The following is a 15,644-nucleotide window of genomic DNA, read 5'->3' as shown; positions in this document are numbered from 1 at the left end:
TGTAAATGGCTAAATTATAGACTATGGATGTTAGGAATATAAAGAAAGAGATGGAGGAAGAGTTGGTAGCCGATATTCTTCCCTTCTGGATGAAACGAATGACGGATGAAGCAAACGGCGGTTTCTATGGGCGTATCACCGGAACCGGAGAACTGATGCCGGAAGCAGAGAAAGGTGCTATTCTGAATGCTCGTATCCTTTGGACCTTTTCAGCTGCCTACCGTCTGCTGAAGAAAGAAGAATATCTTGTGACGGCAGCTCGTGCCAAACGGGTGATTGTAGAAAATTTCTATGATAAAGAGTTCGGAGGCATCTATTGGTCACTCGATTATAAAGGTTGTCCGCTGGATACGAAAAAACAGATATATGCCATCGGTTTTGCCATCTACGGACTGAGCGAGTATCACCGTGCCACGGGAGATGCTGAGGCATTGGAGTATGCGATTCGTCTTTTTGAAGATATTGAGAAGCATAGCTTCGATCCCGTGAAGAACGGATATTGCGAGGCACTTACCCGTCAGTGGGGCGAGATTGCCGATATGCGGCTCAGTGATAAAGATGAGAACGAGCGCAAAACGATGAATACGCATCTGCATATATTGGAACCCTACACTAATCTTTACCGTGTATGGAAAGACGAACGTCTGAAACGACAGTTGCGCAATCTGATAGAACTATTTACGGATAAGATTCTTAATATCGAAACAGGCCATCTGGAACTCTTTTTCGACGATGACTGGCACAGCAAATACCACATTATTTCTTACGGGCATGACATCGAAGCTTCCTGGCTGATACATGAAGCCGCCTTGGTGCTGGGAGATGAGGCGTTGCTGGAAAAAGTGGAACCGCTGGTTGAGTTTATCGCCGCCGCAGCCGATGAAGGGCTGACTCCTGACGGCTCCATGATTTATGAAACCTTTCCGGATAAGCAAAAGACCGATACCGACCGCCATTGGTGGGTGCAGGCGGAGAATGTAGTGGGGCACGTCAATCTCTATCAGCATTTTGATGATGAAGTGGCACTGAGGAAAGCTTTTTGTTGCTGGGACTTCATCAGGAAGAACCTGATAGATGAAAAGAATGGTGAATGGCATTGGAGTGTGCGTGCCGATGGTACGGTAAATACCGAAGATGATAAAGCCGGATTCTGGAAATGTCCGTACCATAACGGGCGTATGTGTTTAGAAGTAATGGAACGCTTGCCTTTTTAGCAAGCCTTCCTGAAACATACCGTTTTAAACAACTTCTCATCAAGCAGACGGAGCGCTTCCGCCTTGTCTGCCGTCCTGATGACGAGTGACACATCATTCTCGTCGCTGCCGTATGAAATCATCCTTAACGGAATATCCTTCAGTGCGTCCATAATGCGGGCTTCGAACTCTATGCCCGAAGACTTCCTGTTTCCTATGACGGAGATAATACTCATTCGGTCCTCCACCCATATCCGGGCATACCGGTTGAGTTCCCGCAGGATGAGCGACAGATGTTCTTTATTGTCCGTGGCTATCGACAGGTTATCGTTGGACGAAGTGAGGAGACAGGGCATCGTCTTATATTTGGAGAAGGTGTCGAGAATTTTGCTGATAAACATATAAGGTCTCAATATATCGTTCGATTCAAAGCGTATGTAGGTGATACCGTCTTTGGCGGCTATCGCTTTTGCGGTTTTAGTTTTCTGTTGATTGTTTGATATATAAGTTCCTTCCGCTTTGGGAGCTGTGGGGTTGAGCAGACGGATGGGGACATCCCCTTTCCATGCTGTGGTCAGACAAAGCGGATGCAGGATACGGGTATTGAAGTAAGTGAGCCGTTCGGCTTCACTGAAACTCAGTTCTCTAATGATGTCGGCATCTTTCACGACCAGCGTATCATTGCTACGGATATGAGTGTCCGTCCATATTTGTATTTCTTCTGCTTGTAGGGCCGTGCCGATAAGGGCGGCGGTATAATCGCTGCCACCTTGCTTCAGATAGTCGGTTTCGCCGAAAGCATTCCTGCAAATACTTCCCTGGGTGATGAATAAGCGTGTGCCGGGGTAGGGGGCGCAAATCTCTTTCAGCTTATCGGTGATGTACTCTTGGTCGGGTTCGCCGTCCAGTCCTGTGCGTATGAAGTCGAAAGCACAGATGACGCGGTTGTCCACTCCTTGCTCCCGCAAGTAAAATCCCATTAGGGTGGATATCAGTAAGTCGCCCTGTGCCAGTATTTCCTTTTCATCGGTAGAATAGAATGGTTCCAGACTGTATTTCCAGATAGCCTGAAAACAGTCGAGGATGCTTTTCACCGCTTCGTGCTTGATGTTGTCGTCCGAAAGCAGTTCGTTGGCGAAGTCGATGAATTGGAACTCCAGTTTGGTTATTTTCTCATGGGCTTCTTCGATGTTGCGGCTGAAGAAGCAGGCAGGTATTTCGTCCAGATGTTTGGTGACGTTTTCCGCTGCGGACAATACGACGATTTTGGGTTCGTTGTTGCGGATCAGTTCTGCTACGTGTTGCATCCCTTTTACGGATGCGGTGGAATTTCCATCGAATTTGTAGATTTTCATATTCTTTTATTTTTAGTCGTTTATATAAATCAGTTCAGGCTTCTTATCCTTTCCCTTTCATTTCGGAGTGATTTTATCAAAATGAAACAGAGGTGAAGAAAGTCGTTTATTTCTCCAGAAGCCTTTATCTCCTTGTATCCGTGCGGTTAAGCTGCTGAAGACGTTGCGGGGAGATTTGCTTCTCTATCATAAAAGTTCAAAAGATGTGCCGTGGCATTTCAGGAAAAGCTTTATATTTGCACACCCTGTTTTTTACCATTATCAGTTTAAAACTTATCTGAAGAGATATGAGTAAGATTTTAATCGTTGACGACGAGGTACAAATCCGTACCCTGCTGGCACGTATGATGGAGTTGGAAGGATACGAAGTCTGCCAGGCCGGTGATTGCAGGGCTGCTCTACGACAGTTGGAAGTCCAGAGCCCCGATGTAGCTTTGTGTGATGTGTTTCTGCCCGACGGGAACGGGGTGGACCTGGTGCTGTCCATCAAAAAGGCGGCTCCCAATGTGGAAGTCATTCTGCTGACTGCCCACGGCAATATCCCCGACGGGGTGCAGGCCATCAAGAATGGGGCTTTCGATTATATCACCAAAGGAGATGACAATAACAAGATTATTCCCCTTATCAGCCGTGCGGTAGAGAAGGCCGCGATGAATGTCCGCCTGGAGAAGTTGGAGAAGAAGGTGGGACGGACGTACTCTTTCGATTCTATATTGGGAGAGTCCAAGTCTCTGAAAGATGCTGTGTCGTTGGCGCAGAAAGTAGCGGTGACCGATGTGCCTGTGTTGCTGACCGGAGAGACGGGAACTGGCAAGGAGGTGTTTGCGCAAGCCATTCATTACAGTAGTAAGCGTGCCCGACAGAATTTCGTTGCGGTGAACTGTTCCTCATTCAGCAAGGAATTGCTGGAGAGCGAGATGTTCGGACACAAGGCAGGTTCGTTTACCGGAGCATTGAAAGATAAGAAGGGATTGTTTGAAGAGGCGAACAACGGAACTATCTTCCTGGATGAAATCGGAGAGATGGCCTTTGAACTGCAAGCGAAGTTGTTGCGCATCCTCGAAACAGGCGAATATATCAAGATAGGCGATACCAAGCCGACACGCGTCAATGTGCGTATCATTGCGGCAACTAACCGCAATCTGCCGGAAGAAATAGCCAAAGGGCGTTTCCGTGAAGATTTGTTCTATCGCCTTTCGGTGTTCCAGGTGCATCTGCCACCGTTGCGTGAGCGTGCGGGAGACATCCGCCTGCTGGCAAAGGCTTTCGTGAAGAACTTCTCTGCACAACTGGCTCGTTCGATAACCGAGATCACTCCTGATTTTCTCACTACGCTTGAACTGCAACCGTGGAAGGGGAATATCCGTGAACTCCGCAACGTGATAGAGCGCAGCCTCATCGTCTGCGAAGGGGCACGACTGGATATTACCGACCTTCCTCTCGATATTCAGAATGCCCATTATGAACAGTCGGATGAGGAAACTCCCGGTAGTTTCGAACTTTCGGCAATGGAGAGGCGGCACATCGCCCGCGTGCTGGAATACACGAAGGGCAACAAGACGGAAGCAGCGCGATTGCTGAAAATCGGGTTGACGACGTTGTACAGGAAGATAGAGGAATATAAGATTTGAGCTGCATTTCGGGGTATGTAGAGATGGGCTTTTCGGAAAACATTGCTATCTTTGTGTTGTTCAACTGAAAGAGATAAGAGATTATAATTACGAATAGGAGGAAAGCTAATGAAACGACCTGATATTGTCCGTCGTATTGCAGAAGTGATACATCATATTGCTCCCGATGCGAAGACCATTCTTTATGGTTCCGAGGCCCGTGGTGATGCTCGTCACGACTCAGACATCGACTTGCTTATCTTGCTTGATGATAGCGAAGAACTCACTCCCGATAGGGAACTTGAACTTCGTCGCCCTCTCTCTGAACTGGAAGCACAGACAGGAGTAGCCATTAATGCATTAGTGCTTCTCCGCCATGCTTGGGAACAACTTGTCAGTCCATTTACTATAAATGTTAGTCGGGAGGGCATCGTGTTATGAAGCAACAATTAGATGCCGAAACTCGTGCGGCAATGGTTGATTACCGCCTGGAACGTGCTCACAGCACTCTTGGAGAAGCGGATTTACTATACGGTGGCGGATATTTCAATGCTGCTGTTAATCGGTTATATTATGCTTGCTATTATGCGGCTACTGCTCTTTTATTAAGTCATCACATAGAAGCGGCTACGCACAATGGCGTGAAAACACAACTTTCCATGCACTTTGTTCGTAACGGGCGTCTTAGTCTGGAACATAGCACTACTTTTGGTTTACTTTTCGATAAGCGGCACAGTAGTGATTACAGTGATTTCGCTTATTGTGATGCGCCATTAGTAAATATGCTTCGTCCTCGTGCAGAAGCTTTTATTGTCGCAGTTGAAGCTTTGATTAAAGGAAACGATTAAATTCGTTTAATCTGCTATCTATCTTCTTTTACCATTTATTTTTATATGTATCCGTATTCTATCTGAACTGTACTTCGGATAGAATGCAGGATAAAACTCATCTCGCCCTATTTTGATAAATACCCTTTCATTTTGAAAGGGTATTTCTGTTTTATACTTTTCTGTTTGTAACCCTCACAATCTTGGATATTAGACTGTTATGTACTTTTCTGCATGTATGGCACGCAATTGGCATACCTTAGCATGATGAAATAATAGTATCAATTTTAAAAAGGTAAAAGACATGGGAATAACGATTTCATTTATTTTCTGCCTGTTGAGCGGGTTGCTCGCTTTCGGGCTGTTCTGGAAATGTGTGGATTGGTTTGAAAAGATTTAAGAAGGAGAGAGAATTATGTACACAACATTATTTGTATTAGGTATTGCGGTTTTCGGGTATTTGATGTATGTACTCGTAAAACCGGAGAAGTTTTAGTCAATTGGCAATTAAGGTATCATTCTATTAATGAATTAGAGAAATGAACACAGAAATTTTAGGTGTAGTCCTGCAAATTGTCCTGATGGTGGTGCTGGCTTACCCACTGGGAAAATATATTGCAAAAGTCTATAAAGGACAAAAAACATGGTCGGACTTCATGAAGCCGATTGAGAGACTTATTTTTAAAGTGTGTGGCATCAACCCCGCTGAGGAAATGAACTGGAAACAGTTCCTGAAAGCACTTTTGATATTAAACGCTTTCTGGTTTGTATGGGGCATGGTGCTGTTGGTCAGTCAGGGCTGGCTACCGTTGAACCCGGATGGCAACGGCCCGCAGACGCCGGACCAGGCATTCAACACCTGCATCAGTTTCATGGTGAACTGTAACTTGCAGCACTATTCCGGTGAGAGCGGGCTGACTTACTTCACGCAGTTATTTGTCATCATGCTTTTCCAGTTTATTACGGCTGCAACGGGTATGGCGGCTATGGCAGGTATCATGAAGTCCATTTCCGTGAAGACGACCAAGACGATAGGTAACTTCTGGAACTTTCTGGTGCTGAGTTGCACCCGTATCCTGTTACCGCTTTCGCTGATTGTGGGTTTCATCCTTATTATAGAAGGTACCCCGATGGGCTTTGACGGAAAGATGGAGGTGACCACGCTCGAAGGGCAGGAACAGATGGTTTCACAAGGTCCTGCGGCTGCCATTGTGCCCATCAAACAATTGGGTACTAATGGCGGCGGTTATTTCGGTGTGAACTCATCGCATCCATTGGAGAATCCGTCGTATCTGACAAATATGGCAGAGTGCTGGTCTATCCTCATAATCCCGATGGCAATGGTCTTCGCACTTGGTTTCTACTCCAAACGCAAGAAGCTGGCTTATAGCATCTTCGGTGTGATGCTCTTTGCTTATCTGACAGGTGTGGGCATTAATGTGTATCAAGAGATGAATGGCAATCCGCGCATCGACGACATGGGCATTGCGCAGACAGGCGGAGCGATGGAAGGTAAGGAAGTGCGTCTTGGTTCAGGTGCCACTGCTCTGTGGAGCATTACGACTACGGTGACTTCCAACGGCTCTGTCAACGGTATGCATGACTCTACAATGCCCCTCAGCGGACTGATGGAGATGTTGAATATGCAGATTAATACCTGGTTCGGCGGTGTCGGCGTAGGATGGATGAACTATTATACTTTCATCATTATCGCAGTGTTCATCAGCGGGCTGATGGTGGGACGTACACCGGAGTTCCTTGGCAAGAAGGTGGAGGCACGCGAAATGAAGATTGCTACCATTGTGGCATTACTCCATCCGTTTGTGATTTTGGTGGGCACGGCATTGTCCGGTTATCTCTTTGCCCATCATCCCGACTTTGTGGCAAGTGAGGGAGGTTGGCTGAATAACCCTGGTTTCCATGGTTTGAGCGAGCAACTGTATGAGTTTACGTCGTGCGCGGCAAATAACGGTTCCGGCTTTGAAGGACTAGGTGATAATACGTATTTCTGGAATTATTCATGCGGTTGGGTACTTATTTTGAGTCGATTCCTTCCTATCATAGGGCAGGTTGCCATTGCCGGTTTGTTAGCGCAGAAGAAGTTTATTCCGGAGAGCGCCGGTACGCTGAAGACGGATACACTGACATTCGGCGTGATGACTTTTGCAGTAATCTTCATTGTGGCTGCATTGTCATTCTTCCCGGTACATGCGTTGAGTACGATTGCTGAACATTTTAGTTTGTAAGTAGAAGAAAAAGAAGATTATGAAAGATAAGAAATCAGCTTCTCTGTTTCAGAAGGAGCAAGTAATGGAAAGCTTGAAGCAATCATTCGTGAAGCTGAACCCGCGAATGATGATAAAGAACCCGATAATGTTCACGGTGGAGCTTGTGACACTGGTGATGCTGGTGGTGTGCCTCCTCTCGCTGGGCACCCCGGAATACGGAACGTTCGGATATAACTTCCTCGTGTTCGTCATCCTGTTCGTCACCCTGTTGTTTGCCAACTTTGCCGAGGCCATTGCCGAAGCACGCGGCAAGGCACAGGCCGACAGCTTACGCAAGACGCGTGAGGAGACTCCCGCCAAGATATTGATTGACGGTAAAGTGCGTACCATCAGCAGCTCACGGTTGAAGAAGGGAGATTACTTCGTTTGTGAAGCCGGAGACACCATTCCCGCCGACGGCGAGATTGTAGAAGGTCTGGCATCTATCGACGAGAGTGCCATTACGGGCGAATCCGCTCCGGTAATCCGTGAGGCGGGTGGCGATAAAAGTTCTGTAACAGGTGGTACGAAAGTACTGTCTGATAAAATTAAGGTACTGGTGACCCAGCAACCGGGTGAGAGCTTCCTCGACAAAATGATTGCATTGGTGGAAGGTGCCACACGTAAGAAAACGCCGAATGAGATTGCACTGACCATCCTTCTGGCAGGTTTTACTCTGGTGTTCGTGATTGTCTGCGTGACACTGATTCCGATGGCGGACTATACGAACATCGACCATCCGGGAACGTATATTTCCATCGCTGCCATCCTCTCTCTGTTTGTCTGCCTGATACCGACTACTATCGGCGGTTTGCTTTCTGCCATCGGCATTGCAGGTATGGACCGTGCGCTCCGTGCCAATGTAATCACTAAATCGGGTAAGGCGGTGGAGACTGCCGGAGACATCGACACGCTGCTGCTGGACAAGACGGGCACCATCACTATCGGTAACCGCAAGGCGACGAAGTTCTATGCTGCTCCCGGAGTGAACGAAGCCGATTTTGTGGAAGCCTGTCTGCTCTCCTCTCTTTCTGATGAAACGCCGGAAGGCAAGTCCATCATCGAACTGGGACGTGAAACAGGCCGCCGCATGCGCGATTTGAGTGTTACGGGTGCCCGCATGATTAAGTTTACAGCCGAAACCAAATGCTCCGGTGTAGATTTGCAGGACGGCACCGAGATACGTAAAGGTGCTTTTGATGCTATTCGTAAAATAGTGGAGGGTGATGGGAATCACTTTCCAAAAGAAATAGAAGATACGATAGCTGCAATCTCAAGTAATGGCGGAACTCCGCTGGTGGTGTGTGTCAACCGGAAGGTGGCCGGTGTTATTGAGTTGCAGGATATTATCAAACCGGGTATTCAGGAACGTTTCGAGCGTCTGCGTAAAATGGGTGTGAAGACGGTTATGGTGACCGGTGACAATCCGCTGACTGCTAAGTATATTGCCGAAAAAGCCGGGGTGGATGACTTTATTGCTGAAGCTAAGCCGGAAGATAAGATGGAGTATATTAAAAAAGAACAAGAATCCGGTAAACTGGTGGCTATGATGGGCGATGGTACGAACGATGCTCCGGCATTGGCGCAGGCCAACGTGGGAGTCGCCATGAACAGCGGTACACAGGCCGCTAAGGAAGCCGGTAACATGGTGGATCTGGACAATGACCCGACTAAGTTGATTGAAATTGTAGAAATCGGCAAGCAATTGTTGATGACACGCGGCACGCTGACTACTTTTTCTATTGCGAATGATGTAGCCAAGTACTTTGCCATTATTCCGGCCTTGTTTATGGTTGCCATACCGCAGTTGGCACCGCTGAACGTTATGGGATTGCATAGCCCGGAGACGGCTATCCTTTCGGCAATCATCTTTAATGCAATCATTATTCCTATCCTGATTCCGTTGGCGCTGCGCGGTGTGCAATACAAGCCGATAGGTGCCAGTGCATTGCTTCGCCGTAACCTGTTCGTTTATGGTTTGGGTGGTGTCATTGCTCCGTTCGTTGGTATCAAGTTGATAGATATGATTGTCAGTCTATTCTTGTAATATATTAATTAAATAATAACAGTAATGAAAACTTTATTGAAATCCCTCAAAATAACACTTGCTTTTTGCGTGTTCTTCTCAGTGTTCTATATACTTGTCCTGTGGATATTCGCCCAAGTGGCAGGACCGAATGGCGGTAATGCGGAAGTCGCTACCCTGAACGGTAAGGTGGTGGGTGCTGCCAATGTGGGGCAGATGTTTACAAAGGATATTTATTTCTGGGGACGTCCCTCGGCTGCCGGCGATGGTTATGATGCTTCCAGTTCGTCTGGCAGCAACAAAGGTCCTACGAATGAGGAGTATCTGGCGGAAGTCGAAGCACGCATCGACACTTTCCTGGTGCACCATCCTTATCTGCAACGCAAGGATGTTCCGGCTGAAATGGTGACGGCCAGTGCCTCCGGTCTCGATCCGGATATCACTCCTGCATGTGCTTATGTGCAGGTGAAGCGTGTGGCCCGGGCTCGTGGCATGGATGAGGCGAAGGTGAAAAGTATTGTAGACGAGGCGGTGCAGAAACCGTTGCTCGGCCTTTTCGGGACAGAGAAGGTGAATGTGTTGAAGCTGAATATTGCACTCGAAGAGACAGACAAATAGATACTTTGATATCATTTATATAATCAATTATTTTAATAATCAGAACATAACTTTAGGTTGGTAGAAGAGAGGCGGGAGGCTCCGTTCATATTTTGCCATGGTGATGTCTAAAAACAGGGTGAACGGAGACACGCCTCTCTTTTCTTAAGAGCATTGTTTTTAAAAGATTGAATGAATTATGAAACAAGTAAAAAGAAAGTTTTTTGTAATAGCAGCCATTGTTGCTGCATGTATTTTCGGGACAAACGATGTAAAGGCACAGGAATTCACTGTGCAAGGTGATTTAGTAAGTTCTTACGTCTGGCGCGGCGTATACCAGACAGGAGCCAGCTTCCAGCCTACACTGGGTTTCGGCATCGGAGGCTTCTCTCTGACTGCCTGGGGTTCCACAGACTTCGATGGTTATAAATCTACCGAAGGCCGGGCAAACAAAGAGATAGACCTGACGGCAGCTTACGCATTCGGCGAGTCCGGTCTGTCGCTGTCCGTGGCAAGCCTCTGGTGGGCGGGACAGGGTGCCCGTCAGTATTTCAACTTCACGAGTCATGAGACGGCGCACTTCTTCGAAGCCGGTCTGGCCTATGCCCTGCCTTGTGAGAAGTTCCCCCTGTCCATAGCTTGGTACACTATGTTTGCCGGTGCCGATAAGAATGAGGAAGGCGCGCAAAACTATTCTTCCTATTGTGAAGTGAACTATCCGTTCAGCGTGAAGTCGGTAGGTTTGAATGCAACCGTAGGATTCGTTCCTTATGAAACTTATACGGTAGGATATGGAAACTCCGGTTTTGCCTTTACCAATGTAGCATTGAAAGCTACTACGGCTATCAGGATAACAGACTCGTTTTCATTGCCTATATTTGCACAGGCTATCTGGAATCCTTGTTTGGAAGATACCCACTTAGTCTTTGGCATAACCTTAAAGCCTTAATGTAAGTGACAGAGGTATCTTGTCTCTATGACTTAGCCTATCATCAATGGCATTGATGATAGGCATCATTGGCATTGATGATACCCATCATCGGCATTGATGATATGCCAACTCACTTACTAATCCCAGCTAACCCATAATGATAACTACTTAAAGGTATGGACAGAGAACAAAACGTGCAACACTTCCTCGACCTGATAAAGAAATCCCGTCGTGGCAAGTTCAAGATTTACATCGGCATGATAGCCGGTGTGGGCAAGTCTTACCGGATGCTCCAGGAAGCCCACGACCTGCTGGACAACGGCGTAGACGTGCAAATCGGCTACATCGAAACCCACGGACGTGCCGGGACGGAAGCTCTCCTTGCAGGCCTGCCCGTCATCCCCCGCCGCCGGATATTCTACAAAGGCAAGGAACTGGAAGAAATGGATTTGGAGGGTATCATCCGCATCCATCCCGAAATAGTCATCGTGGACGAACTGGCGCATACCAACGTAGAAGGTAGTCGCAACGAAAAGCGCTGGCAGGACGTGATGGACCTTTTGGACGAAGGCATCAACGTGATTTCCGCCGTCAACATCCAGCACATCGAGAGCGTGAACGAAGAGGTACAAGGCATCTCCGGCATCGAAGTCAAAGAGCGCATCCCCGACAGTGTCCTTCAGGAAGCGGACGAGGTGGTGAACATCGACCTGACTGCCGAAGAACTGATAACCCGTCTGAAAGCCGGCAAGATTTATCGCCCGGAGAAGGTGCAGACGGCACTGACCAACTTCTTCCGGACCGAGAACATCCTCCAACTCCGTGAACTGGCCTTGAAGGAAGTAGCCCTGCGAGTGGAGAAGAAGGTGGAGAACGAAGTCGTCATTTCGAGCGTAGGTGTCCGGCACGAGAAGTTTCTGGCATGCATCAGCAGTCATGAGAAGACGCCACGGCGCATCATCCGTAAGGCGGCACGGCTGGCTACCCGCTACAATACTTCTTTCATTGCCCTGTATGTGCAGACGCCCCGCGAGAGTGCCGACCGCATCGACCTGGCAAGCCAGCGTTATCTGCTGAACCACTTCAAACTGGTCACAGAGTTGGATGGTGAAGTCCTCCAGGTACAGTCCCGGGACGTGCTGGATGCCGTGGTACGGGCCTGTAAAGAGCGGCAAATTACGACGGTTTGCATGGGCAGTCCTGCTTTCCGCTTTCCGCAATCCTTGTTCATGGTGTTGAAATACAGAAAATTTGTGAGCGAATTGGCGCAAGCAAACATAGATTTGATTATACTTGCATAAAATTTAATTCATCAGTGCATTATGAATATTCGTACTAAATTAATACTCAGTGTAGGCATCCTCTCCGGCATGATTATCCTGCTGGTTGCTCTTTCGGTCGTTAACCTCCAGATTTTGACGGCCACCGAACCGGACAGTCCCGCCGCCATGCCGGGGTTGCAGCGTGCTTTGCTGTGGATTTCCGTTACAGGAGGCGTTTGCATTCTTGCCAGCATCGTGTTGCTTGTTTGGTTGCCCCGTTCCATCAGTAAGCCTATTCAGGAACTGACGCACGGCATATTTGAAATAGCCAATCACAATTACGAGAAACGCCTCGACATGAGCGGGCACGAAGAATTCAGCGCAGTGGCCGACAGCTTCAACCGCATGGCGGAACGGCTGACGGAATACCGTGCCAGCACGCTGAATGATATTCTCTCCGCCAAAAAGTTTCTGGAAGCCATCGTGAACAGTATCCATGAGCCTATCATCGGCCTGAACCGGGAGCATGAAATACTTTTCATCAACAAAGAGGCGCTCACCGTGCTGAACTTGAAGCGGGAAGATGTAATCCGCCATTCCGCCGAAGAGCTCTCGCTGAAGAACGACCTGCTCCGCCGTCTGGTGCGCGAACTCATCACTCCCAGTGAAAAGAAGGAACCGCTGAAAATCTATGCTGACAACAAGGAGAGTTATTTCCAAGCGTCCTATATCACGATTATGAACACGGAAACCGATACGGACGAACCGCAAAACCTGGGTGACGTCATCCTGTTGAAGAATATCACCGAGTTCAAGGAACTGGATTCTGCCAAGACTACCTTTATCTCCACCATCTCCCATGAACTGAAAACGCCTATTTCTGCCATTCTTATGAGTCTGCAACTGTTGGAAGATAAACGCGTGGGTGCCTTGAATGATGAACAGGAACAATTATCAAAGAGCATCAGGGAGAATGCCGACCGTCTGTTGGGCATTACCGGTGAACTTCTGAATATGACACAAGTGGAAGCCGGGAAGCTCCAAATGATGCCGAAGATAACGAAGCCTATCGAGCTTATTGAGTATGCCATCAAGGCCAACCAGGTGCAGGCTGATAAATTCGGTATCCAGATAGAAGTGGAATATCCTGATGAAAAGATGCCGAAACTGTTTGTGGACAGTGAAAAGATAGCCTGGGTGCTGACAAATCTTCTGAGCAACGCCATCCGTTATTCCAAAGAAAACGGGCGTGTGGTGATTGGTGCCAAGCATGAAAACGAAATCATTGAGATGTATGTGCAGGACTTTGGCAAGGGTATCGACCCACGCTATCATCAAAGCATTTTCGACCGTTATTTCCGTGTACCGGGAACGAAGGTGCAAGGCAGTGGCTTGGGCTTATCCATCTCAAAGGATTTTGTAGAAGCTCATGGCGGAACGTTGACGGTGGAAAGTGAATTGGGAAAAGGGAGCAGGTTCATTATCCGGTTGAAGGCGTAGGGGAGTGATAAAGTGATAAGTATCACTTATCACTTTATCACTCTACTATTTCTTATCCTCCTCTCACTCTGCCTTATATAGCCAGATTGCATATGTGAAAGCATCAGCGTTCTTCTGCGGTTTCACTCCATCTGGGCGGAACCATTGTCCGATATTGGCAAACGGGGTGAGCACTACGTCCACTTCGCTGCCTTTATAAAGAGCTTTAGCCTGATATACCGGACCTAACATGTCTTTGCGCGGTTTGTTAATTGCTGTGGGTTTAGATGTTACATTCATACGCATATCCTGTTCCATATCCACGTCATCATTGCAAAGCTGCTTATTCCACACCATATCCAGCGAATAGACGATAGGACCGCGTACGAAAGCATAAGGTATTTTGTCCGCAGGTTCTTCCTTATACATGACTTCGCCGCCTGGCAATCTGTAAGAAATGTATTTGCTGTGATGACTGCGTGATATCCATTTTTCTTCCATAGGGAAGATGATATTTATTTTATCTCCTTTGCCCCATTTGCGCGATAGTTTCAGATAAGTACCCGGTTTTATGTCTGCAACAGCTTCTCCATTTACGGATACTTTGGGATTCTCGCACCAGGAAGGGATACGCAAATTTATTGTTTTATTTTTAGCTTTTTCCGACTCAATAACCAGCTCCATGTTTTCCGATTCCGGATAGTTGCCGGTGATGCTGAAAGCGAAATCCTTTCCGTTGTATTGTGAGGGCATGTACTGATTGACGTAGAATTCCTTCCCTTTTTCTGCATAAATGAAGGTGGGCAACATCGAAATAATGCGGTGCCCGCTTGCCGTGCAACAGTCAGGTCCGTGGAAGTAGCCGTCGGGCTTGCTTCCGTTGGGGGCTGTATGATAGCGGCATACTCCGTTCTCGCAGTCCTGGGCTGCAAATACATGGTTAATCATCAGGCGTTCCATGGCATCGGCATATTTGGACTCTCCGGTCAGTTCCAGTAATTGTTGGGTCAGTTGCATCCAGGACATGGTGGCACAGGTTTCCACGATATTACCGGAAAGAGGCTTCACATAATCGTGTTCGTAATGCTCGGCAACGCTGACTCCACCGGTGATGTACATCTGGCGTTCGTGAATATCATCCCAGGCACCTGCCACTTTGCGCAACAGGGATTTATCTCCGGTGATGCGGTACAGGCGGAGAAAACCCATAAAGTTCATATGGAAAGTGTGGGAGTGTACATAAGGCTGGAGTTTGTCTACTCCTAACGTGCCGTCGGCAACAGAGTCCAGGCGTGAGAAAGCATCCCAACCGCTCCATTTATCAATGTTGCTAACCACCCACTGGCTCCAGTCCAGATACTTTTTCTTTCCGGTCAGTTCATACAGTCTTGTTACAGGGTCACAGAGTAGGGTACCTTCCCAGGAATAGTGCACGCTGTGACCTGCAAATTCTGACTGACCGTCCAAATGCTTTTGCTTGTTTTCGGGTGCCCTCAGTTTGGAAGGCCAGAACTCCAGTTTGCCTGGTCCAAAGTATTGCAGGAAGTAGTCTGCCAGCTTTTCTGCGGCAGCCAGGGCTTTCTTATCTCCTGTCTCCTCGTACACTGTGATGAAAGCATGAAAAACAAAATACAGCTCGTAAGCATCCATTCCTCTTACCGGTCTTTCGGGAGAACGGAAACTCTTGGCTGTGGCTCCCACGTAACCGCTTTCTTCCTGTGAGCCGATGATGCGGTTCAGTACTGCTTCTGCTTTAGCCAATAGTTCCTGGTCTCCGCTTTGCACAGCCGACAAATAGGCTGATTCTATCCACTTACCGTGTTGTTCCGCCTGAGTCCAGTCCCATGCGGTGTGCTGTCTGTTCACAACAAAATCCACATACTTTTCTATCGGGAAGTGCTTCAGATAAGCATCGCGGTTCACTTCCATACGATGTCCGAAGAATCCCGTAATGTTTTTTACGGATGAGACGGGTACCGGCTTTTCCAGTAATCCTACTTTGTCATGATTCTGGGCATTAAGACTTGTTGTCAAATTGGCAAATAATAAAATAGCAATAATTTTTGTTCTCATACTTTATTGTTGATAATGAATTAA

At 47.6% G+C, this 15,644-nt stretch carries 13 protein-coding genes; 11 read left to right on the top strand and 2 right to left on the bottom strand.

Annotated features, from left to right (window positions below; genetic code table 11):
* Window positions 1-23 precede the first annotated feature (23 nt).
* Window positions 24-1,214: an AGE family epimerase/isomerase gene (locus HMPREF9447_RS08825; protein ID WP_009129368.1), complete on the top strand. Its 1,191-nt coding sequence runs from the start codon at window positions 24-26 to the stop codon at window positions 1,212-1,214.
* Here the strand turns inward: HMPREF9447_RS08825 and HMPREF9447_RS08820 are convergent.
* Window positions 1,211-2,548 carry an amino acid kinase family protein gene (locus HMPREF9447_RS08820; RefSeq protein ID WP_009129367.1) on the bottom strand — a complete coding sequence of 446 codons (1,338 nt, stop codon included), beginning with the start codon at window positions 2,546-2,548 and terminating at the stop codon, window positions 1,211-1,213. The two genes, HMPREF9447_RS08825 and HMPREF9447_RS08820, sit on opposite strands and share 4 nt — an antisense overlap.
* A 287-nt stretch (window positions 2,549-2,835) precedes the next feature.
* On the opposite strand from HMPREF9447_RS08820, the gene HMPREF9447_RS08815 reads away from it, so the two are divergent.
* The 10 genes from HMPREF9447_RS08815 to HMPREF9447_RS08775 all read left to right on the top strand — a co-directional run bounded on the left by HMPREF9447_RS08815 (window position 2,836) and on the right by HMPREF9447_RS08775 (window position 13,568).
* Window positions 2,836-4,179 (top strand): sigma-54-dependent transcriptional regulator, encoded by a 1,344-nt coding sequence (locus HMPREF9447_RS08815; RefSeq protein ID WP_009129366.1) that lies wholly within the window; start codon window positions 2,836-2,838, stop codon window positions 4,177-4,179.
* Between the two features lie 108 nt (window positions 4,180-4,287).
* Window positions 4,288-4,599, top strand: coding sequence for a nucleotidyltransferase domain-containing protein (locus HMPREF9447_RS08810; protein WP_009129365.1), 312 nt, complete (start codon window positions 4,288-4,290; stop codon window positions 4,597-4,599).
* On the top strand, window positions 4,596-5,006 hold the full coding sequence (locus HMPREF9447_RS08805; RefSeq protein WP_009129364.1) for a HEPN domain-containing protein: 411 nt from the start codon (window positions 4,596-4,598) through the stop codon (window positions 5,004-5,006). The genes HMPREF9447_RS08810 and HMPREF9447_RS08805 overlap by 4 nt, the downstream gene beginning before the upstream one ends.
* A 394-nt stretch (window positions 5,007-5,400) precedes the next feature.
* Complete coding sequence (locus HMPREF9447_RS29425) at window positions 5,401-5,481, top strand: potassium-transporting ATPase subunit F (protein WP_074435147.1); 81 nt, start codon at window positions 5,401-5,403, stop codon at window positions 5,479-5,481.
* 43 nt (window positions 5,482-5,524) lie between these two features.
* Window positions 5,525-7,231, top strand: coding sequence for a potassium-transporting ATPase subunit KdpA (gene kdpA, locus HMPREF9447_RS08800; protein ID WP_009129362.1), 1,707 nt, complete (start codon window positions 5,525-5,527; stop codon window positions 7,229-7,231).
* Window positions 7,232-7,250: 19 nt separating this feature from the next.
* Complete coding sequence (kdpB, locus tag HMPREF9447_RS08795; RefSeq protein ID WP_009129361.1) at window positions 7,251-9,299, top strand: potassium-transporting ATPase subunit KdpB; 2,049 nt, start codon at window positions 7,251-7,253, stop codon at window positions 9,297-9,299.
* Window positions 9,300-9,323: 24 nt separating this feature from the next.
* The gene (locus HMPREF9447_RS08790) at window positions 9,324-9,896 is read left to right on the top strand and encodes a K(+)-transporting ATPase subunit C (RefSeq protein ID WP_009129360.1); all 573 of its coding nucleotides are present in this window, start codon (window positions 9,324-9,326) and stop codon (window positions 9,894-9,896) included.
* A 178-nt stretch (window positions 9,897-10,074) separates the two neighbouring features.
* On the top strand, window positions 10,075-10,824 hold the full coding sequence (locus HMPREF9447_RS08785) for a hypothetical protein (protein WP_009129359.1): 750 nt from the start codon (window positions 10,075-10,077) through the stop codon (window positions 10,822-10,824).
* 158 nt (window positions 10,825-10,982) lie between these two features.
* Entirely contained in the window at window positions 10,983-12,107 is a 1,125-nt protein-coding gene (locus HMPREF9447_RS08780) for a hypothetical protein (protein ID WP_009129358.1), read from the top strand.
* A 21-nt stretch (window positions 12,108-12,128) separates the two neighbouring features.
* Window positions 12,129-13,568, top strand: a complete 1,440-nt coding sequence (locus tag HMPREF9447_RS08775; RefSeq protein ID WP_009129357.1) for a HAMP domain-containing histidine kinase — start codon at window positions 12,129-12,131, stop codon at window positions 13,566-13,568.
* Between the two features lie 63 nt (window positions 13,569-13,631).
* Here the strand turns inward: HMPREF9447_RS08775 and HMPREF9447_RS08770 are convergent, their stop codons facing one another.
* The gene (locus HMPREF9447_RS08770) at window positions 13,632-15,620 is read right to left on the bottom strand and encodes a beta-L-arabinofuranosidase domain-containing protein (protein ID WP_009129356.1); all 1,989 of its coding nucleotides are present in this window, start codon (window positions 15,618-15,620) and stop codon (window positions 13,632-13,634) included.
* Window positions 15,621-15,644: the final 24 nt, after the last annotated feature.

The sequence above is a fragment of the Bacteroides oleiciplenus YIT 12058 genome (assembly GCF_000315485.1).
Lineage (GTDB): Bacteria > Bacteroidota > Bacteroidia > Bacteroidales > Bacteroidaceae > Bacteroides > Bacteroides oleiciplenus.
The sequence above is the reverse complement of the archived record's forward strand: the minus strand, read 5'-3'. Positions and strand labels throughout refer to the sequence as shown.

Bases quoted from the DNA above. Each gene is read 5' to 3' on its own strand.
- HMPREF9447_RS08825 (WP_009129368.1), top strand. From the start codon at position 24: ATGGATGTTAGGAATATAAAGAAAGAGATGGAGGAAGAGTTGGTAGCC.
- HMPREF9447_RS08820 (WP_009129367.1), bottom strand. From the start codon at position 2,548: ATGAAAATCTACAAATTCGATGGAAATTCCACCGCATCCGTAAAAGGG.
- HMPREF9447_RS08815 (WP_009129366.1), top strand. From the start codon at position 2,836: ATGAGTAAGATTTTAATCGTTGACGACGAGGTACAAATCCGTACCCTG.
- HMPREF9447_RS08810 (WP_009129365.1), top strand. From the start codon at position 4,288: ATGAAACGACCTGATATTGTCCGTCGTATTGCAGAAGTGATACATCAT.
- HMPREF9447_RS08805 (WP_009129364.1), top strand. From the start codon at position 4,596: ATGAAGCAACAATTAGATGCCGAAACTCGTGCGGCAATGGTTGATTAC.
- HMPREF9447_RS29425 (WP_074435147.1), top strand. From the start codon at position 5,401: ATGTACACAACATTATTTGTATTAGGTATTGCGGTTTTCGGGTATTTG.
- kdpA (WP_009129362.1), top strand. From the start codon at position 5,525: ATGAACACAGAAATTTTAGGTGTAGTCCTGCAAATTGTCCTGATGGTG.
- kdpB (WP_009129361.1), top strand. From the start codon at position 7,251: ATGAAAGATAAGAAATCAGCTTCTCTGTTTCAGAAGGAGCAAGTAATG.
- HMPREF9447_RS08790 (WP_009129360.1), top strand. From the start codon at position 9,324: ATGAAAACTTTATTGAAATCCCTCAAAATAACACTTGCTTTTTGCGTG.
- HMPREF9447_RS08785 (WP_009129359.1), top strand. From the start codon at position 10,075: ATGAAACAAGTAAAAAGAAAGTTTTTTGTAATAGCAGCCATTGTTGCT.
- HMPREF9447_RS08780 (WP_009129358.1), top strand. From the start codon at position 10,983: ATGGACAGAGAACAAAACGTGCAACACTTCCTCGACCTGATAAAGAAA.
- HMPREF9447_RS08775 (WP_009129357.1), top strand. From the start codon at position 12,129: ATGAATATTCGTACTAAATTAATACTCAGTGTAGGCATCCTCTCCGGC.
- HMPREF9447_RS08770 (WP_009129356.1), bottom strand. From the start codon at position 15,620: ATGAGAACAAAAATTATTGCTATTTTATTATTTGCCAATTTGACAACA.